The sequence below is a fragment of the Nonomuraea sp. NPDC003727 genome (assembly GCF_053586935.1).
The window spans coordinates 15,153-39,255 of the sequence record NZ_JBSFNE010000009.1 but is presented as its reverse complement, the minus strand read 5'-3'; the positions used below and the strand labels follow the sequence as shown (position 1 = coordinate 39,255).

Sequence of the window (24,103 nt, the reverse complement as noted above, 5' to 3'; positions counted from 1 at the left end):
CATGCGTGATGTACGGGGTGATGGTGGCCAGGTCGTCGTGGTCGACCGGATGCAGGGCCGACGCATCGCCTGTGCCCGCATCACTCCAGGCTCCCGGGCCGGCACCGTCACCGTCGGACTTGAGCCCGCCGGCGATGGATGTAGCAGCGTGACGGTCGCCTACGCCCTCACCGCGCTCAGCCCGGCAGGCCGGCGCCGGCTCGAGGAGTTCGCGGCGGGATACGACAGCTTCCTGCAATCGTGGGAACAGGCCATCGCCGCCGCACTGGCGTTGCCAACCTGCCGCGGGCCTGCACTCTCTTCCGTGTACGTGGCGGGCTGCGCGATCCCGGTCAGCAGCCGCTCACGCCTGAGGGTGGTGACGGTCGACCTCTGAGGCCTTCCGGTGCGAAGCTACCGGCTGTTCCTGATTCATGGCCTGACCTGCTTCTGGAGCTTGAACGTGGCGCGGTAGGCGCTGGGGCTGGGGCCGATGCGTGAGGCGAAGCGCGAGCGCATCGGTCACGGCGACACCGCGGCGGGGGACCAGGCGCAGTAGCCCGGAGGAGGCCCGGCCGGTCGGCCGGTTCGAGGGTGGTCACGGCCCCGGATCGGGTCAGCCGCGCCAGCCGCCTCGTTGCCGCGAGACGACGACCCGAACAGCGCGCCCGGGGCCTCCTTCATGGGCCTGCGGTCACGTGGCGGTGAGCTTGTCGACGTCGGGGGCGTAGACGGTCATCCAGTGCGGGTGCAGCCGGTAGTAGACCACGTCGTTCTCCCAGTCGAAGGCGCCCTCGCCGTAGAAGTCCTTGAAGTACGCGAGCAGGTCCGGCCAGTCCGCGGCGGGCTCGCCGTCCTCGGGGTTGAGGATCTCCACCGTGCCGTGGGTGAACACGCCCAAGTCCTCGCCGCGCATGTGCGCGACGCTGGCGGCCGGGCGGGCGGCCAGGTGGCGGGCCTTGGCGGCGCTGCGTGCCGTTCCGAAATGCCACCTGCCGTGGAGGAAATGTCCGTCCACGCCGCTGATCCGCGGCTCGCCCTTCGCCGTCACCGTGGACAGTGCGAGGGTGCACATGCCGGTGAGGACCTGGGTGAGCTGCTCCGCGGTCAGGGTGCGCTCGGTGACGATCGAGCGGAGATGCGAGGTGGAGCGGGACAGGGAGGAGTCCAGGAGGCTCTGGAGCTCTTTGAGATCTTCTTGCGTTTCGCGCATTGCTTTCCTTGTCTATCCGTACGACCGGTTCGCGGCCACCTTCGGCGCTGACCGGTGCAGCCATGTTCGATCAAAAACCTGACACCTTGTGTCTTGTTTCTTCGTCCGGTAGTGATCACGGACTCGGCCGTCACACCCGCGAAGGCAGGAGCGGGCAGTCACACCAGGTCACGTTCCCGAGCCTTGGGTCGTGCCCAGGTGGTTACGCCAGCCGGGGTGGTTACTTGGGGTCGTTGAACCATTGCAGGGAGCGATATACGGTCGCGGCATGGGCATCCCGACCGAGCCAATCGGCAGCATTCCCCGTTCACCCGAATTCCTGGCCGCGATGCGCTCCGGCGACGCCGCCGAGCTGGCACGCGCCCAGGAATCGGCCGTGCGGGACACGATCGCGCGCATGGAGCAGGCTGGCTCGCCGGTCGTCACCGACGGCGAGCAGGCCAAGCCGAGCTTCGCCACCTACCCGATCGCGGGCTTGGCGCACCTGGCGCCCGATGGCGTCGTGATCCCGTTCGCGGACGGGCACACCCGGCAGCTGCCCCGATTGACCGCGGGGCCGTTCCGCTACGCCGTACGCGCCGAGCAGTACCTGCGGGCCGCCCAGCGGCATGCGACCGTCCCGGTCAAGCAGGCGGTCATCGCGCCGTCCGCGCTCAGCCTGCTCTACCCCGCCACCGGCATCGACGGCTACCCGCGCGAGCGCTTCCTGGACGACCTGGCCGACGAGGCCGAGGCCGACATTCGCGGCTGCCTGGACGCCGGAGCGCACGCCGTCCAGCTCGACTTCACCGAAGGGCGGCTGTCGCTCAAGCTCGACCCCAGCGGCGGCGTGCTGGAGGAGTTCGTCGCGCTGAACAACAGGGTGCTGGAACGGTTCTCTCCCGAGGAGCGGTCACGGATCGGGGTGCACACCTGCCCGGGCGGCGACCAGGATTCCACCCACAGCGCCGACGTGGACTACGCCGGGCTGCTGCCCCACCTGTTCCAGCTCAAGGCCGGCAACTTCTACGTCCAGCTGGCCGGCGAACCCGAGCCCGACAAGGTTCTGGCCGTCATCGCCGAACACCTGCCGGCCACCGCCCGGATCTTCGTCGGCGTGATCGACCCGATCGATCCGCACGTGGAAACCCCCGAGCAGGTACGCGACCGCGTGCTCGCCGCGGCCCGCCACCTGCCGCTCGACCGCCTGGGAACCTGCGACGACTGCGGGTTCTCCCCGTTCGCCGACGACACCTCCACCTCCCGCGAGGTGGCGTTCGCCAAGATCAGGGCGCGGCTGGAGGGCACCGCCTCGGCCGCGGCCGAGCTGGGCGTCTGACCCTCACACCAAGGAGCCCGCAATGCCGCACATCCACCTGAACACCGACCTGCCGGGAATCCTCTCCCTGTTCGCGTTCCGGCCCGAGACGGCGCGACCGCTCAGCGAACTGGCCGAGGTCCTGCTGCGTGGCCCCAGCACGTTGACGCGGGGCGAACGCGAGCTGATCGCCGCCTACGTCTCCGCGCTCAACGACTGCCAGTTCTGCACCAGCTCGCACGCGGCCTTCGCGGCGGCGCAACTGCCCGAGGGGATGGCGCTGATCGACCACGTCCGCGCCGACCCGGCCACCGCGCCGATCTCCGCCAAGCTGCGGGCACTGCTGGCCGTCGCGTCCGCGGTCCAGCGCGGCGGACGCCAGGTCCAGACCATGCAGATCGAGGCCGCCAGGGAGGCCGGCGCCAGTGACGTCGAGATCCACGACACGGTGCTCATCGCGGCCGCGTTCTGTATGTTCAACCGCTACGTCGACGGGCTGGCCACCGTCACTCCCGACGACCCTGCCGCCTACGAACAGAGCGCCGCTCGCATCGTGGCCGATGGCTACCTGGCCGGGCTGCTGGAGCCGACGACCTGACGCCCGAGAACTCGCCGTGCCCGGCCACGCCTACCTCGGCCGGCAGGACGCGAAGGGGGTACGGCACGCGGTGCCGTACCCCCTTCCGCTATTGCATCGCGAACAGCTCGAGCGCGATGCCGTCCGGGTCGCGGAACGACAGCACGGCGCCGAACGGCGACTCGACCACGGACGAGCAGGTGACGCCGAACTGCTCGAACCTGCGCGCCCACGCGTCGAGCGCCGCGCGCGACGGCACCGCGAACGCGACGTGGTCGATGCCCACCCTGCGGTGGTCGAAGTCGTCCTCGCGCACGTCGAGGTGCTGGGTGAAGCCGACGATGGCGAGGCTGTCGTGCAGGCAGATGGTACGCAGCCAGCGCTCCTCGTCCATCGTGGCGTACTCCTTGAAGCCGAGAACCTCGGTGTACCAGCGCACGCTGGCGTCCCTGTCCTTCACCGACAGCGAGATGTGCGAGACGCCCATGAGCTCGGACATGGACCTTGCCTCCTTGATCTTGCCGGACACTGTCTGGACACTCTCTCGGAGCGAGGCCAAGCCAAGCAAGCATTCGGTCGGCTCGCCCCGCCTTCGCCCCGCCTTCGGCGGCGAGTCGCGGTGAGGGGCGCAGCACGCAAGGCGGCCGGCGGCGTTGATACGCGGCTGATACACGGCTGAGCATTCGCGGATACCCGGCGAACACAGAGCGGACGGAAACGGGCTCCAGAGTGGCCACGGCGTCGTGAAGGGCGGCGCGATCCCGCTGAGAAGGAGTCCTTGATGCGTGTGTTGGCGTGCGGTCTGCTCGGTCTGGCGGTGTTGACCGGCTGTGGGGGATCCCCGACCCCCGCGGCCGAGGGCGGCGGGGCCACGGTGGACAAGGCTCGCGAGCGGGAGACCGTCATCGCCACCTGCATGAAGCAGAAGGGTTTCCCCTACACCGCCTCGGTCAGCCGGCCCAAGAAGTCCGATGCGAACCCCGCCGACTACGCGGTGATGAAGGCGGACCGCAGCAAGTACGGCTTCGGCGTCTTCTCCGCCGTCGTCTATCCGAAGCCGCAGGAAACGCGGGCGCCGGACCCCAACCAGGCGACGATGGAGGGCCTGTCCGGCGCCAAGCGGGACGCCTACGTCAAGACCTTGAACGAGTGCAGGGTCACCGCCCTCCAGCAGGTGGACGGCCTGAAAGTCACCTCGGTCGCCGACTATCAGGACCAGATGAGCACGGCGATCGAGAACATCGACAAGACGCTCGACGGCGACCCCAAGCTTGTGGAGCTCGCCGCGCCGTTCGCCGAGTGTCTGAAGTCGAAAGGCGAGCGGGTGACCTCCGCGAAGCCGCTCGCGCTGAGCGCCCGCGGCATGCAGGTGTGGGGCGAGCAGGCTGACCAGCTCGGCAAGGCGGGCAAGGTCACGGCGGAGGTGGCCAGGCCGTACCTCGCCAAGGAGATCAAGTCGGCGCTGGTCGACCTGGAATGCGGCAAGGACTTCTACGCCGCCTTCGCCCCGCTGCAAAGGCGGCTGACCAACGAGGCCAGGATGAAGTACGGGTTCCAAGAGCAGTGATGCGTACCCCTCGCGGCAAGCTGCTGCTCGTGCTGGCCGTGGTCCTGGTGGTCGCGGGGACCGGCTGGGGAGTGGGCACCCTGCTGCGTTCCCCGGCCGACGAGGCGGCGGCGCGCAGGCCGCCCAAACCGTCGCTCGTCACCGCCGCGGTCGAGCGGCGCAAACTGGTCGCCACCGTCGTGGTCAGCGGCACGCTGGAGTACGGCTCGCCGTATCCGGTGTCGCTGGCCGGGGTGGTGGGCGGCAGCGAAACGGTGCAGCGCGCCACCCGCGCTCCCCGGCGGGGCACTCTCGCGGAGGGCGCGGTGCTGATGGAGGTGAACGGACGCCCGGTGTTCGTCTTCTCCGGCAAGGTGCCGATGCACCGCAGCATCGTCCCCGGCGCCGAGGGGGCCGACGTCGCGCAGCTGCAGAAGGCGCTGCGCAGGCTGGGCTACCGCGCACCCGCGACCGGCGTGTTCGACCAGGCGACCGTCGCCGCGGTGTCGCGCTTCTACGCCAAGCGGGGCTACGAGGCGCAGCAGCCCACCTTGGAACTGCGGCGGCAGCGCGACGAACTGCGCCGGGCCGTACGGACCGCGCAGGAAGTGCTCGCGGCCGAGCGCAAGGCCCTTGACCAGGGCAGGGATGTGCTCCCGATGAAAGTCAGGCTCACCAACGCCCGGCTGGATCTGAAGGCGGCCGAACAGGCGTTGAAGAGCGCGCGGGCACAGGACCACACCACCGAGGACGAGGCCAAGGTCGAGGCCGCCGAGAGCGCCGTACGGGCGGCCGAGGAGAAGCTGCTGACCGCCCAGCAGGAGCTCGACCAGGCCACGGCGCCGTCCACCCCCGCGCCCAACCCCAGCTCCACCGCGGGCCCGACCACAGGCGCCACGCCCGGACCGCCCGCCGACACCCGCCTTCTCGAACTCCGGGTCGCCAACGCCGACGCGGAGCTGGCCGCCGCCAGGTCGGCGCTGGAGCGCGTACGGGAGGAGGTCGGGACCACGCGGGCCAAGCGGCTGGCCGAGCTGAGGAAGAACGTCCGGGTGGCGCGCGAGGTCGTCGTCACCGCCGAGCAGGCGCTCCGCCAGGCCAGGCAGCTCTCGCCCGTCAAGCTGAAGGCGGCCAACGCCCAGCGTGACCTGGCCGCGGCGCAGGCGCTGCTGGCCGAGTTCTCCCGGACCTACGGCACCACCGTCCCGCCGGGGGAGGTCGTCTTCCTGCCCAGGCTGCCGGCCCGGCTGCACAAGCCGGCCGTCAAGGCGGGCGAGCCGGTGGACAAGTCGGTCGCCACGGTGACCAGCTCCGCCTTCATGGTCTCGGGCTCGGTGGACGTGGCCGAGGCCGAGCGGGTGAAGACGGGTCTGAACGCGAGCATCGAGACCGAGGCTGGCAGGACCGTCCCCGGCACGGTGACCGCCATCGGCGGACGCGACGCGAAGGGCGCCGTGCCGGTGACGATCACGCCCGCCTCGATGAAGGGTCTCAAGAAGCTCGCCGGTGCGCCCGTCACGGTGCGCGTGACCATCGGCGCCACCGGCCAGGAGGTGCTCGTGGTCCCCGCCGCGGCGGTCGTCACGGCCGCGGACGGCAAGGCCCGCGTGCAGGTGGAGGTCGCGCCCGACCGGACCAAGGAGGTCGAGGTACGCACCGGCCTGTCCGCCGACGGAGCCGTGGAGGTGACCGGCGACCTCAAGCCGGGCGACATGGTGGTGATCAACAGTGCCTGAGCCGGTCATCCTGCTCCACGACCTGACCAGGGAGTTCCCCACCGATCCACCCGTCAGGGCGCTGTCCGCCGTCAACCTGAGAGTCGACCGGTCCGACTACGTCGCCATCGTCGGCCCCTCGGGGTCGGGGAAGTCCACCCTGCTCAACACGCTCGGTCTGCTCGACCGGCCGACCAGCGGCAGCTACCGGCTCGACGGCATCGAGACCGCCTCCCTGAAGGACAGCGTGCGGACCACCATCCGCGGCAGCCGTATCGGCTTCGTCTTCCAGTCCTTCCACCTGTTGCCGCATCGCAGCGTGCTGGAGAACGTCATGCTGGCCGAGGTCTACGGCGCGGCACCGCGCGCGGGGCGGCGGGAGCGCGCGATGCGGGCCCTGGAGCGGGTACGGCTGTCGCACCGGGTGGACTTCCTGCCCGGCAGGCTGTCCGGCGGTGAGCGGCAGCGCGCCGCCATCGCCCGCGCGCTCCTGGGCGAACCGTCGCTGCTGCTGTGCGACGAACCCACCGGCAACCTCGACAGCAAGAACACCGACGCCGTGCTCGACCTGTTCGACGAACTGCGCGCCCAGGGGATGACCATCGTGGTCATCACTCACGAGACCGAGGTGAGCGACCGGGCCGGGCGCCGGGTGCGCATCACCGACGGCGTCCTCACAGAGGAGTAGATGTGCACCCTCGCGACCTGCTGGACGAGGCCCTGGCGGGTCTGCTGGCCCGCCCGGTGCGTTCGGCGCTGACCACGCTGGGCACCGTGCTGGGCATCACCACGCTCGTCGTCACCCTGGGCATCGCCGCGACGGCGGGCAACCAGATCGTCGGCCGCTTCGACGAGCTCACCGCCACCTCCGTCACGGTCGAAGTCCCGGAGAACCCCGTCCCCCTGGTCGACTGGGCCGGCGTCGACCGGGTGACCCGGCTGCGCGGGGTGGTCTCCGCCGCCGCGCTCGCCGAGTCGGAACAGAGCACCAATCTCAGCGTCCGCTCCAACGACATCGTGGACCCGACCCGGGTCACCGACCAGACGCTGACCGTCGTCTCCAGCAGCCCCGGCCTGCCCGCCGCGGTCAAGGGCAGGATGATCGAGGGCCGCTACTTCGACGCCGGGCACATCGCCCGTGGGGACAAGGTCGTCGTGCTGGGCCAGCACGCGGCCAAGCTGCTGGGCATCACCGGGCTGACCCGTGCCCCGGCCGTCTTCATCGGCGCCCAGGCGTACACCGTCATCGGCGTGCTCGGCGACCTGAAACGCGAAAAGAGCCTCGCGGGTGCGGTCATGCTGCCGCCGTCCGTCGGCAAGCGCTACGGCCTGAGCGCCGTGACCCGGGTTCTGGTCAACACCGGCCTCGGCGCCGCGGAACTGATCGCCGATCAGGCGCCGACCGCGCTCAGCCCCGGCAACGAGGCCCGCCTCCAGGTCATCTCGCCGCCCAGTCCCACCAGAGCGCGCGATGCGGTGGAGGGCGACGTCGACGCCCTCTTCCTGATCCTCGGGCTGGTCTCCCTGGTCGTCGGCGCGGTCGGCATCGCCAACGTCACGCTGGTGACCGTGATGGAGCGTATCGCCGAGATCGGCCTGCGCCGCGCCCTCGGCGCCGCCCGCCGCCACATCGCCGCGCAGTTCCTGCTGGAGTCCACCCTCACCGGGCTGACCGGCGGCGTCATCGGCGCTTCCGGGGGGATCGTCGTGATCGTCGTGGTCTGCGCGGCCAAGCAGTGGACTCCGGTCCTGGACGTACGGCTGGCCGTCATGGCTCCTGCCGCCGGTGCCGTCGTCGGGCTGCTGGCGGGCCTGTACCCGGCCCTGCGGGCCGCCCGCATGGAACCGGTCGCCGCGCTTCGGTAGATATGGTGCACCTTCATGACATCCCTGCTGCTCGTCGAGGACGACGCGGTGATCCGCGCGTCGGTCAGCCTGGCCCTGGAACGCTACGGCTATCGCATGACCACCGCGGCTGACGGACTGAGCGGCCTGGAGGCGGCCCAGGCAGGCGGCCACGACCTCCTGCTGCTCGATGTGATGCTGCCCGGCCTGGACGGCATCAGCGTGTGCCGCAGGATCAGGGAGACCAGCCAGGTGCCGATCCTCATGATGTCGGCCCGCGGTGACGGCCTGGACATCGTCGCCGGGCTGGAGGGCGGCGCCGACGACTATGTGGTCAAGCCGGTCGACCTGCCGGTGCTGGTGGCCAGGATCCGCTCGCTGCTGCGCCGGGCCAGCATCGCGCAGCCCCCGCCCACGACCGGGCGGGCCGCCGAGAGTGTGGTGCTCACCTTCGGCGAGCTGAGCATCGACACCGGTTCGCTGGAGGTACGGCGGGCTGGGCGACGCGTCGAGCTGAGCCCGACCGAGTTGCGGCTGCTGCTGGAGTTCGCCGCCCATCCCGGCATCGTGCTGGAACGTGCGACGCTGCTGCGCACCGTGTGGGACTACGGGTGGGACGGCGACAGCCGCGTGGTCGACCTGTGCGTCCAGCGCCTGCGCAAGAAGGTCGGCGCCGAGCGCATCGAGACGGTCCGCGGGTTCGGCTACAAGTTGAGCGCCACATGAACCCGGCTTCGCTGCGATGGAAGATCGCCGCCCTCGTCACGCTCGCCTCCACCGTCGTCGCCGCCGTGGTCGGGCTCCTGGTTCACCGGGCGACCTGGCAGCGTGCCCTGGACATCGGCGCGGCTCGAGCCAGGACCGCCCTCGACAGCTCACTGGCCCCCGCTGAGCGGCCCGGCGGCACGCCCGACGACGTGGTGACCGTCGAGGAGCTCCCTGACGCTCTGGCCGCCCAGCTGCGGCCGGGCCGGCCGGTGATCTGGTACGGGCTCGATCACCGGGACGAGCCGTGGATGTGGGCCGCCCAGCCGTACGGCAGCGACGGCAGCCAGGCGGTGAGCGTACAGATCTCGATGGGCTCGGAACTGCTCGACCTGTACGCGCTGGACCGAGACATGGTCAAGGCCGCCCTGCTGGCCCTGTCCGGGGTGGTGCCGCTGTCGGTGCTGGCGGCCGAACTCCCCAACCGGCGGCTTCGGCGCATGGCCCGTACCGCCCGCGAGATCGCCGACGGCAACCTGGCCGCTCGCACCGACGCGGGCGGCAGGGACGAGATCGCCGAGATCGGCGCCGGGCTCAACTCCATGGCCGCCAGCCTGCAGCGGCGGCTGCTGGCCGAGCAGCGCTTCACGGCCGATGTGGCGCACGATCTGCGCACCCCGCTGATGGGGCTGCTGACCGCCGGCCAGTTGCTGCCCGAGGGGCAAGCCACCGACATGGTCCGCGACCGGATCGGCGTCCTGCGCGGCCTGGTTGACGACCTGCTGGAGATCTCCCGCCTGGACGCCACCGACGAACAACCGGACCGCCAGCCGGTGCCGCTGGCCGACCTGGTCCGCGAGTCGCTGCACCGTGTCGACGTGCCCGCCGAACTGCATGTCGTCCCCGACCAGGGCGACCCGACAGCCGTCACCGATGCGCGCCGCCTGGAGCGCATCGTCGCCAACCTGCTCCTCAACGCCCGCACGCACGGCGCCGGCCCGGTCACGATCACCGTGGGCTCCCGCCGGATCATCATCCGCGATCACGGGCCGGGTTTCCCGCCGGACCTGCTCGCGAACCTCAACGAGGGACAGGCGCAGCGCTTCCGCACCGGACGGACCGAGCGCGGCCGCGGGCACGGGCTCGGCCTGACCATCGTGCTCGGCCACGCCCGCATCATCGGGGCGACCCTCCAGTTCGCCAACCCGGTCAACGGTGGTGCGAGCGTCACCATCACCCTGCCCGACTGAGGCACCCAGTGGCCGGCCACCGCCCGACAGCTCGCGCTTCATCCGGTTCTTCTCCTGATGGGCTGACACCTCGTGCAGCACCACGACCGCGAAGAGCCCGGTGATGGAGGAAGCGAGGTTGGTCAGGAAGCTCCTTCCGGCGAACCTCCTGCCAGGGCGACGGCATGCGCCGCTGGACCGCACATGGCGCCCGCGCGTGTTTCATGGGTGATCGTCCATGAGACAGGCGCGGCCGTCTCCAGGGAGCGCGATGACGGGCCATGTGCGGTCGCGTTCGGCGGCCGGGGTCAGGAGCTGGTGAGGATGACGAGTCGCTGGGTCGCTCGCGTCATCGCGACATAGCGGTCGACCGCTGCTTCGATGCCCTCGCCGAACTTGTCCGGGTCGATGAGGACGACCAGGTCGAACTCGAGCCCCTTCGACAGCTCCGGAGTCAGCGACCGGACGCGTGGCGTCGACCGGAACGTGGGATCGCCGATGACGCAGGCGATGCCGTCGGCGTTCCCGGCGAGCCAGGTGTCGAGGATGGAGCCCAGATCCGAAGCGGGTCCGTGGACGACGGGGACGCCGCTGCTACGGATGGAGGTCGGCACGTTGGCGTCCGGGAGCACGGCCCGGATGACCGGCTCGGCCTCCGCCATGACCTCTTCCGGCGTGCGGTAGTTGACGCTCAGCGAGGCCAGGTCGATCCGGTCGAGCCCGATCCGCTCGAGCCGTTCCTGCCACGACTCGGTGAACCCGTGCCTGGCCTGGGCGCGGTCGCCGACGATGGTGAAGCTCCGGGACGGGCAGCGGAGCAGCAACATCTGCCACTCCGCGTCGGTCAGTTCCTGAGCCTCGTCCACGACGATGTGCGCGAACGGTCCGGCGAGCCGGTCCGGCTCGATGCCGGGCGACGCGCTCTCGTCGACCAGGGCGTCCTGCATGTCGCGTCCGAGGAGCATCGTCACCACCCCTTCACCGTCGTCGTCGGCCTCGAGCAGGTTGTCGACGACCTGCGCCATGCGCTCGCGCTGCGCGGCGACAGAAGCATCTTGCCGACGCTTACGCCGCGACGCCTCCGGGTCGCCGAGCCGCTGCCGTGCCGCGTCCAGGAACGGCAGGTCGGACACCGTCCAGGCCTGGGCGTTCTCGCGCTGCAGCTTCCGAACCTCGTCGGGGCTGAGCCAGGGAGCGCACATCCGCAGGTAGGCGGGCACCGACCACAGGTCTCCGACGAGGTCGGCCGCTTCGAGCAGCGGCCACGCGCGGTTGAAGGTCGTGAGCAGCTCCCTGTTCCGCAGCAGCGACTTGCGGAGCAGGTCAGCCGGGACTTCGTCGTCGTCGTGCTTGTCCGCCAGGATCGTGAGCAGCTCCTCCCAGATCTGGTCGCGCGCCTCGTTGTGCGGAGTGCCGGGTTCCGCCGCTTCGAACGCCTCGGCCCAGTCGTCGGCGCTCAGCCAGATGTCGGACCAGTGGGTCGTGACCGTCATGCCCTTGGTGGGCGGGTTCTCGTAGAACCTGACGGCCGGTTCGATCGCCTTCACCAGGTCCGCGGACGACTTCAGGCGGGTCACGTCCGGGTCGGTCTCGATCGCTGCCGCGGCTCCCTCGGCGACCAGGTCCCGCAGGGTGCAGGTCTGCACGCCCTCCTCGCCGAGGCTGGGCAGGACGTCGGCGACGTAGGCCAGGTACGGCTGGTGCGGACCGACGAACAGCACGCCGCCCCGGCGGTGACCGAGGCGAGGGTCGGAGTAGAGCAGGTAGGCGGAGCGGTGCAGAGCGACGACGGTCTTGCCCGTACCCGGACCGCCGTCGACGACGAGAGCGCCGCGCGATCCCGCGCGGATGATGGCGTCCTGGTCGGCCTGGATGGTGCCGAGCACGTCCCGCATGCGTGGCGACCGGCTGCTGCCCAGGCTGGCGATGAAGGCGGACTGGTCGTCGAGCGCGGCGTGCCCTTCGAACCCGTCCGAGGTGAACACCTCGTCCCAGTAGTCGCTGATCCGGCCACGGGTCCAGCGATACCTGCGGCGGCTTGCCAGTCCCATCGGGTTGCCGTGGGTGGCTCCGAAGAACGGCTCAGCCGCGGGGGAGCGCCAGTCGAGCAGCAGCCGGCGACCCTCGCTGTCCGTGAGGCCAAGCCGTCCGATGTACACGGGCTCGGGGTTGTCCGCGCTGACCACGCGTCCGAGGCACAGGTCCAGACCGAAGCGGCGCAAGGCGCGCAGGCGAGCGCTCAGCCGGTGGACCTCAAGGTCCCTGTCCATCGCCTGCCGCCCTTTGCCGCCGGGCGCCTTGCGCGCGGCGTCGAGGCGGTCGGACAGCTCGGCGATCGACTGCTCGAGGCTCTCCGCGATGGCCGCGAAGTGCTTTTCGTCGTCGGCGATCAGCGCCGGGTCGGCCTTGGGGGCAAGGTGGTCGGGAAGGTCGAACGCGCTGGTGGTCAAGGGGTTCACGTCATCAGCTCCGATCTGGGGTCCTGGCTCGGCGATCACGCGTGGTTCACGCGGACACGGGTGGCTTTTTCTCCGCTGACCACGTCGAGCAGGAGCTTCGCGGCCACCGTCGCCCCGTCGGTGCGGATCGCGCCGGCCACGGCGGTGGCTCGGGCGCGGGTCTCGTGGGCCAGGGCCGTCCTGAGCGCGGCTGACAGGGAGTCGAAGGTCGGAGCCGGACCGTCGTGTGCCACCCCGATGCCGAGCTCGGCCACCCGGCCCGCCCAGTACGGCTGGTCCGCCGCCTGGGGCACGACCACCTGAGGCGCGCCGGCCCGGGTGGCCGTCGTCGTGGTGCCCGCGCCGCCGTGGTGCACGACGGCGGCCACCCGGCCGAACAGGGCCTGCTGGTTGACATCGCCCACGACGAAGCAGTCGTCCCGGTCGTCGATCAGGGCCAGGTCGGCCCAGCCGCGGGCCACGACCGCGCGACGGCCCTGCGCGCGGACCGCCTCGATGGCCGCCTGGGCGACGTCCGTCGAGGCGCGCATGGGCATGCTGCCGAAGCCCACGTACACCGGTGGTGTGCCGGCGTCCAGGAACGCCACCAGCTCGGCCGGGAGGGGGCGGACGTCGGGCACGATCCACGCGCCGGTCTGGACGACGTCGAAATCCGGCGTCTCCTGCCACGGGTCCAGGATCGGGTCCGTCGCCAGCCACGGCTGGTCGCCGATGACGTAGTCGCGGACGTTGTCCACCGGCGGCAGGCCGTTCGACGCCCGGTTCGTGTTGAGCGCCGCCCCGAACAACGCGTTGATGCTCTGGGCGTCCAGCTCCCACAGCGCCCGGTTGTCGGTCACCTCCGGCGGGAACGGCCGGCCCGGATACGCCAGCGGCCGGTGGCGCGGCGACGGCAGGGTGAGCTGCTGGAAGGTCACGGAAACGGAGCGGATGCCCAGTTTCTCGGCCACCGACAGCGCGCCGGCCGCGGCCGGGATCATGCCGGTGGCCACCAGCACGTCACATCCCTCGGCCGCCGCGGTGACCGCGTCGAACTGGCCGGCGATCAACTCGGCCGCACGCTCGGGCAGGGACGACGGCGGCGGCGCCGCGGTCATCAGCGCGCGCGCCGACCGGCCGACCGGCACCAACGGCACGCCGACACCGGCCAGCCGCTGCGCGAACTCCTCGTCCGGCGGCGCGCACACCCGCACCTCCGCACCGAGTTCCCGCAACCGCACCGCGAGTCCCGCCAGCGGTTCGACATCCCCGCGCGACCCATACGTCGACAACACCACGCGCACTTTCGCGTCCCCCGTTTCCGCAGCTTCTGCCTTCGGCCGACGATTCTGCGGCATACCCAGGGTCTTGCCGCAAGTCCCCCGGTGCGCTATATGTTGAGAGTGGAAAGGAGCGGGTACCCCCCTTTCCCTTTTTTGTTGTGGACGGATCACCTCCTCACGAAGCGGCAGCACACCGCGTTCCGTGGGCTCAAGAGGACGCGAAGGTCACCGAACCTGACCGTGACCGCTGTCTCCGTGCGCGGTGAGCGTGTAGCCCTCGGGGCCCTCGAAGGAGAACATCGGGCCGAAGGGGCTGTCCGCCATCGGGGTGAGGATCTTGATCCCGGCGGCGGTGAGCTGGTCGCGCAGCATGTGGGCGTCCGAGGTCTGGAACCAGAGCGCGACGCCGAGGCCGGGCCGCGCGGTGTCGTCGAGGTCGACGCCCGGGAGGAGCTCGCGGACGGCGAACGGGGTCGGCTCGGTGTCGAAGACGACCGCATGGGGCGGCGAGACGGCGGCCCGGCGCAGGCCCAGGTGCTGCTCGCAGAAGGCGGCTGCCGCGGCCACGTCGCGAACTTGCAGGGCGACGAAGTCGGGGCCGTTGACGGTGATGGACATGGTCTTCCTCGATCCTGTATGTCAGAACTTTGACATAGCCAAGGCTAGGACCGGGGGATTCCTATGTCAAAATGCTGACATGAAGGAGAGCTTGCCGACCGAGCCGGCGAAGGACGTCACCGGACACGTGGGGTACCTGCTCAAGCGCGCCCAGGCCGCCTTGCGCGGCGCCATGGACAGGGCCCTGCGGGAGCACGGGCTGACCGTGCCGCAGTACGCCACCCTCGAGCTCCTGGCCCTGCACCCCGGCATGTCCAACGCCGACCTCGCCCGTGCGACCTTCGTCACCCGGCAGTCCGGAAACGTCGTCCTGCGGGGTCTGCAGGAGGCGGGACTGATCACCCGGCCCGCCACCGCCGACCACGGCCGCGCCCGGCCCGCCCACCTCACCGAAGAGGGCCACGCACACCTGGCGGCGGTCCAGGCCGCCGTCTACGCCATCGAGCAGCGCATGGTCGAAGCGATCCCGCCCCAACGGATGGCAGCGCTCCTCACCGACCTCGACCGCATAGCGGTAGCCCTGGAGGAATAACCCGCCGACGATCGCCGCACTGAAGGCAGAGGGAACCTAGCTCCGCCGGACGTCCTTGACGAACACGATCCCGTCGTTCCCGGCCAGGTGGGCCGGGTCCAGCGGGAAGTAGCCAGCGCGATCATCGAACTCCGCAGGCCCAGCAGCCGCGTCACGCGGCCCGGCGAGGTGTCGGCCATCCAGAAGTGGTAGCGCAGCAGGCCCGTGGCGGCGCGCCCGTACAGGCGGGCCCGGTCCCAGCCGTCCCGCGAGGACGCCGCGATCAGGCGCGGTGTCTCCGCGTCGAGCAGCGCCACGAGATCGTCGGCGAGCAGCAGCAGCTCCCTGGCCTCGGCCGACTGCCCCACGGACCGGGACGGGTCCATCATCGTGGCGGGGTTGGCCCACCGGTCGTCGGCGCCGAGCAGACGGTCGAGGGTTTCCGCGGCGCAGGGGAGCAGGTCCGCGTCCACATGGGCCGCGAGGTAGTCGTGGAGCGCGGTGAGGGCCTGCCGGGGGCTCGCGGCGTGGCTGATCTCCAGCGCCTACCTCGCCTTCCTGCCTGCTCCGCCCGGAGACGGCCGAGTGCCGCAGCCGGCCTGAGCGGGACCTTCCAGTGTGGGTTCGGCCGGTTGGAGAGGTTGTTGCCGGGGATTTGCCTTGCGGAGGGGACGCGGCGCGGCGAGATGTGGTCAGCTTCCACCACACACGTGACATTTCGGGCACCCCGTTAGGCGGGTTGATGGAGGTTCGTGATGGAACGGCTGAAAGTGACGTCCGCTGATCAGGGCGACCGCGTGGTCATCTCTCCGTGCGGGGAGATCGACATGGCGACCGCGGGCTGCCTGCGGACCGAACTGGTGGAGGCTGAGGTCGACCTGGTGAGGCGTGGAGCGGCGCCTGTCATCGAGATCGACATGAGCCAGGTGACCTTCATGGACTGCTCCGGACTACGCGTGCTCGTGCCGTTCCGGTGGCGTCTCATGGACGCGGGCGGCTCTCTCTGCCTGACCCACATGCCTCCACGGGTGCATCGGGTGCTCGTCCCGCTGGGACTCGACCGCCTGCTGGAGGCGCCAGCCTGAACGTCCGTCTCATGCCGCCGCGGGTGAACCGGCCCGGCCGCCGTCGGGACTTCGTCGGGACCGCCGGGTACGGTCGCCCGGAAGGCGGGAAGCCAGCGGCCTACACGCATGCCTCCGAGGAGGATGAGTGCAGGAATTAGCGCTAGATAGAGTGCACTGGCCGGCAAACGCCGCGCGGCGACCCGGCTGGGCTGGGCCGTGCGGTGGGGCACAGTGCGCATGCTCGGGGTGTTCCTGACCGAGAACCCCGCGGCCGTCCCGCCGGGCGTGGTGGCGTTCGTCGCCGAGCAACTCGGCCTCGAAGCGGAGTGCCTGACCGAGTACGGTCACCGGCAGCAGACGGTGTACGAGCACGCCTGGGAGATCCGGGAACTGCTGGGATATCGCGACTTCGGCGCGTGTGAGGCGGCGCTGGAGCTGGAGGCCGAACCGGCCGGGCATCTGGCCGAGCTCGCCGGCGCGCTGGAGGGCGCATACGCGCAGGTGCTGGACGGACACCAACACCGCGGTGCAGTTCGTCGACGGCCGGCTCCGTCTGGAGAAGCTCGGCCCGCTCGCCGAGCCGCCGCTGATGAAGGAACTACGCTCCCTGGTCGACGGCATGCTGCCGCGTGTCGACTTCCCCGAGCTGCTGCTGGAGGTGTTCGACCGCACCGGGCCGGCGGCCGACTTCACCCACGTCTCCGGAGCCGACGCCCGGATGGACGACTTCGCGGTCAGCCTGTGCGGCCTGCTGGTGGCCGAGGCGTGCAACGTCGGCCTAGTGCCGATCGAGAAGCCGAATGTGCCGGCGCTGACCCGGGCCCGGCTGTAGCAGGTCGACCAGGGGTATGTGCGTGGCGAGACGATCGCGGCGGCCAACGGCCGGCTGATCGCCGCGCAGTCCGGCCTGGAAGTGGTCAAGGCGTGGGGGTCGGGGCATATCGCCTCGGCCGACGGGTTGCGCTTCGTCGTGCCGGTGCAGAACCTGCACACCGGCCACAACCCGCTCTACTTCGGCCGCCAGCACGGCGCCACCTGGCTGAACGTCGTCAACGACCAGGTGATGGGCGTCGGCGGGTTGGTGGTGCCCGGCACGCTGCGCGACTCGCTGTTCATCCTGGACGCCATGTTCAACCTCGACGGCGGCCCGAAGCCGGAGATGGTGGTCACCGACACCGCCGCCTACTCCGACCTGGTGTTCGGCCTGCGGGTGCGCCCATAGGTTCCAGTACCACGTTCGGATGGATGGAACGCCGGCCTGCTCGCCGAAGCGGTGGTCCGGCTCGCCGTACTGGGTGTCACGGTCTGGTGCTGGTGGGGAAGCCGGTCCAGCGTAGATCGGGTGGGAGGTGGCTCAGGTCGTTGAACATCACCAGGGTGGGGGGCAGGCCGGAGCGGTATTCGATGATCGTGAGGGCGGTGTTGGCGCTGTTCAGACCGAGCCAGCGGTACGGCGGAGCCTCCAGCGCGTGCCGTACGAGCCACGCGATCGGGTAGGCGTGGGTGATCAGGACCTCGTGGGTGTCGGTGTCGGGGAGCTGTGTGAAGCGGGCGACGAGTGCGTCGGCGAGGCGGTGGCCGTGGGCCGCTTCGGTGGCGTCGTAGCCGTCGAAGAAGCCGGTCCACGACGGGGGCGTCTCGGCGGGGCGGGGGACGTAGGGCACGTGGTCGATGAGTTCGGGGGCCTCGGCGACTGACGCGGTCGGGAGGTGGCGGGCGAGTTCGTGGGCGCTCGCGGTGGCGCGGGGGAGTGGGGAGTGCCATACGGCGTCGATCGGTAGGTGGGCCAGGCGCTCGCCGAGTAGGGCCGATTGCCGGCGGCCGGTGTCGGTGAGGTTCCCGAAGGGGTCGGACGCGCCGTGGCGGGTCAGGTAGAGGTGGCGAGTCGGCATCGGGCGGACCGTCTCCTTTCCGTTCGGTCGGCGATCAGGGGTAGGTGATGGTGCCGGTGGAGCCGTTGATGGTGATGGTGGTGCCGTCGCGGAGCTTGGTCGTCGCGGCCGGGGTTCCGAGGACGGCGGGGATGCCGTGTTCGCGGGCCACGATGGCGGCGTGGGAGAGCATGCCGCCGGTTTCGGTGACGACGCCGGCGGCTATGCGCAGCAGCAGTGTCCAGGCGGGGTCGGTGAAAGGGCAGATGAGGATGTCGCCGGGGCGCACGCGGGAGAAGTCTCCGGGGCCGCGGACGATCCTGGCGGTGCCGGTCGCCGTCCCTTGACTGCCCGGGGTTCCGATGAGCGTGCCGACCGGAGCGCCGGACTGCCGGGAAGGCTCGGTTCGTTGGGGAAGGGCGGCGGTGATCGGGCGGGCTTGGAGGACCCAGAGGCGGCCGTCGGCGATGGCCCATTCGATGTCCTGCGGTCCGCCCCGGAGTGCGGCGATCTCCTCGCCCAGTTCGGCGAGCCGGGTGGCGGTCGCGTCGTCGATCGTGGGGTGTTGACGCGCGGAGGCCGGTACGTCGCCGAGCACGAGCCGGTCGCCGTGCCGGTCGAGGCGGGTGTGTTTGTCGGCGATGGTGCGGTGGATCGTCCCGTCGCCGGTGACGCGGTAGGAGTCCGGGGTGACCTTGCCCTCGACGACGCTGGGGCCGAGGCCCCAGGACGCCTCGATCTCGGTCGGGCCGTCGGGGCTTGAGGGCGTGAACATGACTCCGGAGACCTCGGCGTCCAGATGGCGCTGGACGATGACGCCCATCGCGAGATCATGGTGGCCCCGGTAGCCGACGGCTCGGGAGGTGAAGAGCGAGGCCCAGCAGGCGCGTACGGCATCGGCGACCTCGACGGCTCCGCGCACGGCCAGGAAGCTCTCGTGCTGGCCGGCCGCCGAGGACTGGCCGGTGTCCTCGTTCGCGGCCGAGGATCGCACCGCGACGGGTGGATCGCCGAGCCCGGCGAGCGCGTGCCTGAGCTCGGCGGTGTCGAGCGGGTGGGCCTTGAGCGCCTGCCGTACCGCGTCCAGGTCGTCCGGCGCGCCGAGGTCCAGGCCGCGGGCGGCGGTGAGGTAGGTGGCGAACGGGACGACGAAGCCGTCGGGGACCGGTAGTCCCGCGCGGAGCAGGGCGCCGAGCGCCCCGGCCTTGCCACCGCAAGTGCTGGAGACGGCCTCCGCCAAGGCTATGGTCACCCGTTCCGCCTTTCAATGTTTTGTTGACAACTTTTTGTTGATTGTGCACGATGGGTCCATGCCGCGCAAGCAGGACATCGCCCACACGGCTCAAGCCGACAGCGCCCAGGCGGACCGTGAGAAGGAGGCGCGTGAGCGCCTGCTCGACCGGGGCGCGGACGCGCTCGACCCTCGCCCGTGGCGGCCGCCGCCCGTCCCGCCTTCGGCGATCGACCTCGTCCAGTTCGCCGTCTGGCGGCAGGCCGAGCTGAGCCCGGAGGACACCCTGAGCGCGCTCGCCCTTCTTCCCGCCGCGCGGGCCGAGGTCGACGGGCTCGAATCCGCCCTGCTGTTCATCGCCCGCAGCGCGGGACTGACCTGGGCGCAGATGGCGCAGGCCATGGGGTTCAACTCCCCGCAGGCCTGCCAGCAGTACTACAACCGCCTCACGGCACGACAGGACGCCGACACATGACGCACGATTCCGCCCCTGACCTGCTGGTGCTGCATGCCGTACGCATCACCGGGTTCGCCGACACGCCGGTGATCGCCCGGCGGTACGGGCTCGATGCGGCCGAGACGAAGGAGATGCTGTACGACGCGGAGGCGCGCGGCTGGGTCCAGCACTCCGCGTTCGCCGGCACCGGGGGCTGGTCGCTGACCGAGCGAGGGCGCACCGAGAACGAGCGCCTGCTCGCGGCCGAACTCGCCGGCGCCGGGGGCGGTGGCGAGGTCCGTGACGTCTACCGCGAGTTCCTGCCGCTCAACGCGTTGCTGCAGCGAGCCTGCACCGACTGGCAGATCCGGCCCACCGACGGTGATCGGCTCGCCGGCAACGACCACTCCGACCCCTCCTGGGACGCCAGAGTTCTGGACGACCTCGCGGTGGTCGGGCGTGGGCTCTTGCCGCTCTCTGATCGGCTCGCGAGGGTTCTCGCCCGGTTCCGTGGCTACGACGCGCGGTTCGCCTCCGCCCTGGCGCGCGCTCGGGCTGGGGAGGTCGCCTGGGTCGATCGCACCGACGTGGACTCCTGCCACCGGGTCTGGTTCGAGCTCCACGAAGACCTGATCGCCACCCTCGGCATCGACCGCCACGCGGAACCGTGACGCGCATCGGGGGCCGGCCGAAGGTCGTGGTGAGGCGCAGGAACCCCCACCCGTCATCGGTACGTGGCCCTGGCAGTACAACAGGTAGAGCGCGATCCGGCCCGAGGAGGTCTTCTTGGTGTTGAGCGTCCGGCCCGCCGCCCGTAATCCCGCCAGATACGCCGACGCCTCGATCTGCAGGGCGAAGTCCTCGTCGACCACGACCCACCACATCGTCCCGTCGGCGGTCTCGGCCCGTTCAGCTCGGTACGGCTGCGCGAGTGCACCAGGCATCACCAAATGCCTTACTACCCGCGGATATCAGTCTGGCAAGTACATCTAATGCTACTTACCGGACACGCCTAACCGCAGAGAGTCACCCAAGATAACCGCCGTACCCGCGTTCTCGGACGCGGCACCGGCGGAGGTGCTCGCGCGCGCCTGCAGCGCGTCCAGGACGTCGGCGTGCTCGGCGGGAACCGTCACCTCCAGGGCCAGGCCACCGCCGGCGATGGTGAGGGTGAAGGTGAAGAAGGAGCAGCAGCCGTTCTCCCGCGTAGCCAGTTCGGCGGCGCGGGCGGCGTTCCCGGAGGTGAAGGCGAGCTCCAGCAGCAGGCGCTCACGGCCGGGCCGCTCGACCCGCTGGACGGCGTCGGCGAACAAGGCGTCGAACTCCGCCACTCGCAGCGGCCGCTCGGCGCTCGGCAGGGTGCACGACGGCGGGACCCATCCCGCCTCCAGGGCGATGTGCTGTGTCATGAACCGACCGTAAACCTGTACCTGGGTACCGGATGCAAGCCCTGCGGGGCCTCAGATCATCAGAAGATCGCCAGCGCTAATTTCCGCACTCGTCCTCCTCGGATGCCCGCATGTCCCCGTCTCGACGGCGCACACGAACTCGCCGACCGCCTGACCCTCAGCCCGACGACGGTGAAGACTCATGTCGCGCGCATCCTGTTCCAGGCTCGGCCTCCGCGACCGGGTCCAGGCGGTCGTCCTGGCCTACGAGACCGGGTTGATCACTCCCGGCACGCGCGACGGCCTGCCGCCGGAAGGCGGGCGGGGGCCGGACGGACCCGGGCCGCGGACGTGACGCCGCACGCGCCGGTCAGTGGCGGCGTCCGGTGAGGGTGTGGGCGACGTGGCCGGCCACCGGGGAGGCGAGCCACAGGTAGGGGACGACGCCGGCGATCCAGACGCAGGCGACGGTGGTCGCGGCCCAGTAGAGACCGATCGTCCACCCCACCCAGGCGTCCGAGCGCAGGCGGGCCAGGTCGGTGCCGGGGCGGTGCAACCCCTGGCGGAGGACGAGGCTGACCAGCAGGGCCTGGCTCACCAGCACGGCGGTCACGTTGCCGGCGAGCAGGCCGACCGCGAGGGCGGTTCCCGCGTCCTGCCCGGTGGCTTCGTCCGCCAGCCCGAAGACCGTCGTGCCGTACGGCAGGAGCACGGCGAAGATCAGCAGCGGGACGTGCGCCGCCACCAGCGGACCGGACAGGCGCTCGATCTGGTCGAAGAGCCGGTGATGGGCCCGCCACACCTGCCACAGGACGAGGAAGGTGACCACGAAGGCGAAGAACGAGCTGACCTGCTCGGCGAGGAACCCTGCCAGGTCGGGGAGGTCGCTCGCTCCAGGGCGCGGTATCTCCAGGACGAGCAGCGTGATCGCGATCGCGAGGATCGCGTCGGTGAAGGCGGCCACCCGTTCCCTGCCGAGCCCGGACGGCACGTCCGGAGTTTCGGCGGCCACGGCGGATCTCCATGTCAGAAGGACTGGACGATCAGCGTGTCACGCGGCCGGACATCGCAGCGGCGCGCCGTCTCGATCCTTGGTCATCTTCTGACCGGCGGCTCAGAGACAGAAAACCGTCCAGGCACATAGCATTGTTACTCAATGCAACAGATCATTTACTTTGAGCTACAATGGGAGTTCGTGTGAAGGTCGCCTGCGTCGGCGGCGGGCCCGCCAGCCTGTACTTCTCGATCCTGATGAAGCGGGTGGACCCGTCCCATGACATCACCGTCTACGAGCGGAACCCGGCCGGGGCGACGGACGGCTGGGGCGTGACCTACTGGGACGACCTGCTCTACGACCTCCACCGGGCCGACGCCGAGTCCGCGGAGGCCATCATCGCCAACTCGGTCCGCTGGGACAGCTGGGTCGCCCACGTCCGCGACAGCGAGCCCGTGACGGTGGATCACTGGGACGAGGGCTTCGGCATCGGCAGGCGTGAGCTGATGGGCATCCTCTCCGACCGGGCCCGCTCCCTCGGCGTGCACATCGAGTTCGAGCGCGAGATCACCGACGAGGCCGAGCTGGCCGGCGCCGACCTCGTCGTGGCCGGCGACGGCATCAACAGCATGCTGCGCGAACGCCACAGCGACCACTTCGGCACCGAGGTCGCAGTCGGGCGGAACATGTACATCTGGCTCGGCACGACCAGGGTGTTCGGCCCTTTCACCTTCGCCTTCACCGAGACCGCGCATGGCTGGATCTGGTGCTACGGCTACGGGTACGGCAAGGCCAACAGCACCTGTGTCATCGAGTGCTCACCCGAGACGTGGAAGGGGCTCGGGTTCGACGAGGCGAGCGAGGCCGACTGCCTGACCATGCTGGAGAAGCTCTTCGCCGACGTCCTGGACGGCCACCCGCTGATCGGCCGGGCGCACTCCGGCGGCAGCGCGCGCTGGCTGAACTTCCGCACCCTGACCAACCGGACGTGGTCCCGCGGCAACCTCGTGCTGGTGGGCGACGCCGCGCACACCACGCACTTCTCCATCGGCGCGGGCACCGCCCTCGCGCTCGGGGACGCCGCGATCCTGACCGCCGCGCTGCACGAGAAGCCGGATCTCGAGACAGCCCTCGCCCGCTACGAGCGGGTACGCAAGTCCGCGATCCGGCCCACCCAGAGATCGGCCCGCTACAGCGCCCAGTGGTACGAGAACCTTCCGCGCTATATCGGCCTTCCGCCCGCGCACATGTTCACGCTGCTCAGCCAGCGCCACTCCCGGCTGCTCCCGCACGTCCCGCCACGGCTGTACTACCGGATCGACAAGGCGGTGGAACGGCTCATCCTGGGGGTGAGCCGGGCGGCGGACCGGATGCGCGGCCATGACGACGAGAGCCCGCCGACGAACTGAGCCGGCGCCGGGCGCCGGCGCCCCTGGCGGTTCGCCACCTGAAGGCCCGGCTGGATCGTGCGTCCTTCACGGCCTGGCCTCCCCCAGGGCGGGGATGCCTAGAGCGCGGACAGGACCCGCTCGAGGCCCCAGCGGAACTGTTCGGTGGAGACGTACGCGGCGATGACGTCCGCCGCCGCGTGCGTACGCGGGAAGGCCTCGGGATCGACGACGAAGGCGGACCTGCGGGCGGCGATCCGCTGGGCCTCCGGTGCGACGGCGTCGGGGCCCGCTTCCTCGATCTCGGCGGCTTCCAGCGCGATCGCGCCCAGCACGTAGACCATGACGGTGTAGGCGGCGCGCGGATCCGGCAGCGCCCCGAGCAGGCTTTCGCCGACCCGCAGCGCGACGGGGCCGGTGAACGCGGCGCCGAGGATCGAGGGCACCGCCCTGGGATGGCGCATCAGCACCTCGCGCAGGTTCAGCGCGAACGTGACGATTCGCTCGTCCCTCGTCCTGGTCGTGTCCTCCAGCAGGCCGAGGTCGGCGGCGCCGAGCAGCCGGTCGGTCAGCGCCGTCACGATCGCCGCACGGTCGGGGAAGTAGGTGTAGAGCGCGCCGGGTGTCAGGTTCACCTGGGCGGCCAGCGCCCGCATCGTCAGCCGGCCGGCGTCGATCAACTCCAGGGCGGCGTCCAGCAGAGCCTCGGGGTTCGCCGAACGTTGCGGTCCTCTCTTCACAAGCTAACTCTAAACGGTGTTTAATACTGAAC

The 24,103-nt window shown here is 70.7% G+C and carries 26 protein-coding genes and 2 pseudogenes; 17 read left to right on the top strand and 11 right to left on the bottom strand.

Annotated elements, in window-relative coordinates; genetic code table 11:
* Position 1 precedes the first annotated feature (1 nt).
* Positions 2-376 (top strand): hypothetical protein, encoded by a 375-nt coding sequence (locus ACWDLG_RS23075; protein WP_449922923.1) that lies wholly within the window; start codon positions 2-4, stop codon positions 374-376.
* A gap of 297 nt (positions 377-673) precedes the next feature.
* Here the strand turns inward: ACWDLG_RS23075 and ACWDLG_RS23070 are convergent, their stop codons facing one another.
* Positions 674-1,192, bottom strand: coding sequence for a pyridoxamine 5'-phosphate oxidase family protein (locus tag ACWDLG_RS23070; protein WP_449922920.1), 519 nt, complete (start codon positions 1,190-1,192; stop codon positions 674-676).
* Positions 1,193-1,460: 268 nt separating this feature from the next.
* Between ACWDLG_RS23070 and ACWDLG_RS23065 the strand changes: the two genes are divergently transcribed.
* Together ACWDLG_RS23065 and ACWDLG_RS23060 are read left to right on the top strand one after the other, a co-directional pair.
* Positions 1,461-2,510, top strand: a complete 1,050-nt coding sequence (locus tag ACWDLG_RS23065) for a cobalamin-independent methionine synthase II family protein (protein ID WP_449922917.1) — start codon at positions 1,461-1,463, stop codon at positions 2,508-2,510.
* A gap of 22 nt (positions 2,511-2,532) precedes the next feature.
* Positions 2,533-3,087 carry a carboxymuconolactone decarboxylase family protein gene (locus ACWDLG_RS23060; RefSeq protein ID WP_449922914.1) on the top strand — a complete coding sequence of 185 codons (555 nt, stop codon included), beginning with the start codon at positions 2,533-2,535 and terminating at the stop codon, positions 3,085-3,087.
* A gap of 88 nt (positions 3,088-3,175) precedes the next feature.
* Here ACWDLG_RS23060 and ACWDLG_RS23055 read toward each other — a convergent pair whose 3' ends face one another.
* A complete protein-coding gene (locus tag ACWDLG_RS23055) occupies positions 3,176-3,565 on the bottom strand; it encodes a VOC family protein (protein ID WP_449922912.1) in 390 nt (129 codons plus the stop codon).
* A gap of 282 nt (positions 3,566-3,847) precedes the next feature.
* On the opposite strand from ACWDLG_RS23055, the gene ACWDLG_RS23050 reads away from it, so the two are divergent.
* The 6 genes from ACWDLG_RS23050 to ACWDLG_RS23025 are packed head-to-tail and all read left to right on the top strand — an operon-like array spanning position 3,848 to position 10,127.
* Positions 3,848-4,633 (top strand): hypothetical protein, encoded by a 786-nt coding sequence (locus ACWDLG_RS23050; RefSeq protein ID WP_449922909.1) that lies wholly within the window; start codon positions 3,848-3,850, stop codon positions 4,631-4,633.
* Entirely contained in the window at positions 4,633-6,348 is a 1,716-nt protein-coding gene (locus ACWDLG_RS23045) for a peptidoglycan-binding protein (protein WP_449922906.1), read from the top strand. Before ACWDLG_RS23050 ends, ACWDLG_RS23045 begins: the two co-directional genes overlap by 1 nt.
* Positions 6,341-7,015 (top strand): ABC transporter ATP-binding protein, encoded by a 675-nt coding sequence (locus ACWDLG_RS23040; RefSeq protein WP_449922903.1) that lies wholly within the window; start codon positions 6,341-6,343, stop codon positions 7,013-7,015. Before ACWDLG_RS23045 ends, ACWDLG_RS23040 begins: the two co-directional genes overlap by 8 nt.
* 2 nt (positions 7,016-7,017) lie before the next feature.
* Positions 7,018-8,193 carry an ABC transporter permease gene (locus ACWDLG_RS23035; protein ID WP_449922900.1) on the top strand — a complete coding sequence of 392 codons (1,176 nt, stop codon included), beginning with the start codon at positions 7,018-7,020 and terminating at the stop codon, positions 8,191-8,193.
* 15 nt (positions 8,194-8,208) lie between these two features.
* A complete protein-coding gene (gene cseB / locus ACWDLG_RS23030; protein ID WP_449922897.1) occupies positions 8,209-8,898 on the top strand; it encodes a two-component system response regulator CseB in 690 nt (229 codons plus the stop codon).
* On the top strand, positions 8,895-10,127 hold the full coding sequence (locus ACWDLG_RS23025) for a sensor histidine kinase (RefSeq protein WP_449922894.1): 1,233 nt from the start codon (positions 8,895-8,897) through the stop codon (positions 10,125-10,127). The genes cseB and ACWDLG_RS23025 overlap by 4 nt, the downstream gene beginning before the upstream one ends.
* Positions 10,128-10,414: 287 nt before the next feature.
* On the opposite strand, the gene helR is transcribed toward ACWDLG_RS23025, so the two are convergent.
* The 3 genes from helR to ACWDLG_RS23010 all read right to left on the bottom strand — a co-directional run bounded on the left by helR (position 10,415) and on the right by ACWDLG_RS23010 (position 14,445).
* Positions 10,415-12,565 carry an RNA polymerase recycling motor ATPase HelR gene (gene helR, locus ACWDLG_RS23020; protein WP_449922891.1) on the bottom strand — a complete coding sequence of 717 codons (2,151 nt, stop codon included), beginning with the start codon at positions 12,563-12,565 and terminating at the stop codon, positions 10,415-10,417.
* Between the two features lie 35 nt (positions 12,566-12,600).
* Positions 12,601-13,839 carry a glycosyltransferase gene (locus ACWDLG_RS23015; RefSeq protein WP_449922889.1) on the bottom strand — a complete coding sequence of 413 codons (1,239 nt, stop codon included), beginning with the start codon at positions 13,837-13,839 and terminating at the stop codon, positions 12,601-12,603.
* Positions 13,840-14,052: 213 nt separating this feature from the next.
* A complete protein-coding gene (locus ACWDLG_RS23010; RefSeq protein WP_449922886.1) occupies positions 14,053-14,445 on the bottom strand; it encodes a VOC family protein in 393 nt (130 codons plus the stop codon).
* Between the two features lie 79 nt (positions 14,446-14,524).
* Here ACWDLG_RS23010 and ACWDLG_RS23005 point away from each other — a divergent pair, with 79 nt between their 5' ends.
* Positions 14,525-14,977 (top strand): MarR family winged helix-turn-helix transcriptional regulator, encoded by a 453-nt coding sequence (locus tag ACWDLG_RS23005; protein ID WP_449922884.1) that lies wholly within the window; start codon positions 14,525-14,527, stop codon positions 14,975-14,977.
* Here the strand turns inward: ACWDLG_RS23005 and ACWDLG_RS23000 are convergent.
* Positions 14,878-15,492, bottom strand: a complete 615-nt coding sequence (locus ACWDLG_RS23000; RefSeq protein ID WP_449923894.1) for an erythromycin esterase family protein — start codon at positions 15,490-15,492, stop codon at positions 14,878-14,880. The two genes, ACWDLG_RS23005 and ACWDLG_RS23000, sit on opposite strands and share 100 nt — an antisense overlap.
* A gap of 219 nt (positions 15,493-15,711) precedes the next feature.
* Here ACWDLG_RS23000 and ACWDLG_RS22995 point away from each other — a divergent pair, with 219 nt between their 5' ends.
* From ACWDLG_RS22995 to ACWDLG_RS22985, 3 genes and pseudogenes are all read left to right on the top strand, one after another.
* A complete protein-coding gene (locus ACWDLG_RS22995) occupies positions 15,712-16,041 on the top strand; it encodes an STAS domain-containing protein (protein ID WP_449922881.1) in 330 nt (109 codons plus the stop codon).
* A 156-nt stretch (positions 16,042-16,197) separates the two neighbouring features.
* Positions 16,198-16,443: pseudogene (locus tag ACWDLG_RS22990) on the top strand (DUF4158 domain-containing protein); the annotation flags it as partial.
* Positions 16,444-16,612: 169 nt separating this feature from the next.
* Positions 16,613-17,245: pseudogene (locus ACWDLG_RS22985) on the top strand (Tn3 family transposase).
* 76 nt (positions 17,246-17,321) lie between these two features.
* Here the strand turns inward: ACWDLG_RS22985 and ACWDLG_RS22980 are convergent.
* A complete protein-coding gene (locus tag ACWDLG_RS22980) occupies positions 17,322-17,915 on the bottom strand; it encodes a histidine phosphatase family protein (RefSeq protein WP_449922878.1) in 594 nt (197 codons plus the stop codon).
* A gap of 34 nt (positions 17,916-17,949) precedes the next feature.
* Positions 17,950-19,146 (bottom strand): PEP/pyruvate-binding domain-containing protein, encoded by a 1,197-nt coding sequence (locus ACWDLG_RS22975; protein WP_449922875.1) that lies wholly within the window; start codon positions 19,144-19,146, stop codon positions 17,950-17,952.
* Positions 19,147-19,204: 58 nt separating this feature from the next.
* Between ACWDLG_RS22975 and ACWDLG_RS22970 the strand changes: the two genes are divergently transcribed.
* The gene (locus ACWDLG_RS22970) at positions 19,205-19,600 is read left to right on the top strand and encodes a DNA-binding protein (protein ID WP_449922872.1); all 396 of its coding nucleotides are present in this window, start codon (positions 19,205-19,207) and stop codon (positions 19,598-19,600) included.
* Positions 19,597-20,232: a transcriptional regulator gene (locus ACWDLG_RS22965; protein ID WP_449922869.1), complete on the top strand. Its 636-nt coding sequence runs from the start codon at positions 19,597-19,599 to the stop codon at positions 20,230-20,232. The genes ACWDLG_RS22970 and ACWDLG_RS22965 overlap by 4 nt, the downstream gene beginning before the upstream one ends.
* Positions 20,233-20,556: 324 nt before the next feature.
* Here ACWDLG_RS22965 and ACWDLG_RS22960 read toward each other — a convergent pair whose 3' ends face one another.
* Entirely contained in the window at positions 20,557-20,970 is a 414-nt protein-coding gene (locus ACWDLG_RS22960) for a hypothetical protein (RefSeq protein ID WP_449922866.1), read from the bottom strand.
* A gap of 181 nt (positions 20,971-21,151) precedes the next feature.
* Here ACWDLG_RS22960 and ACWDLG_RS22955 point away from each other — a divergent pair, with 181 nt between their 5' ends.
* A complete protein-coding gene (locus ACWDLG_RS22955) occupies positions 21,152-21,304 on the top strand; it encodes a hypothetical protein (RefSeq protein ID WP_449922863.1) in 153 nt (50 codons plus the stop codon).
* Positions 21,305-21,319: 15 nt separating this feature from the next.
* On the opposite strand, the gene ACWDLG_RS22950 is transcribed toward ACWDLG_RS22955, so the two are convergent.
* Positions 21,320-21,961 carry a TMEM175 family protein gene (locus tag ACWDLG_RS22950; protein WP_449922860.1) on the bottom strand — a complete coding sequence of 214 codons (642 nt, stop codon included), beginning with the start codon at positions 21,959-21,961 and terminating at the stop codon, positions 21,320-21,322.
* 173 nt (positions 21,962-22,134) lie between these two features.
* Between ACWDLG_RS22950 and ACWDLG_RS22945 the strand changes: the two genes are divergently transcribed.
* Entirely contained in the window at positions 22,135-23,352 is a 1,218-nt protein-coding gene (locus tag ACWDLG_RS22945; RefSeq protein ID WP_449922857.1) for an FAD-dependent monooxygenase, read from the top strand.
* Between the two features lie 98 nt (positions 23,353-23,450).
* On the opposite strand, the gene ACWDLG_RS22940 is transcribed toward ACWDLG_RS22945, so the two are convergent.
* Positions 23,451-24,071, bottom strand: a complete 621-nt coding sequence (locus ACWDLG_RS22940) for a TetR/AcrR family transcriptional regulator (RefSeq protein WP_354908372.1) — start codon at positions 24,069-24,071, stop codon at positions 23,451-23,453.
* Between the last annotated feature and the right edge of the window lie 32 nt (positions 24,072-24,103).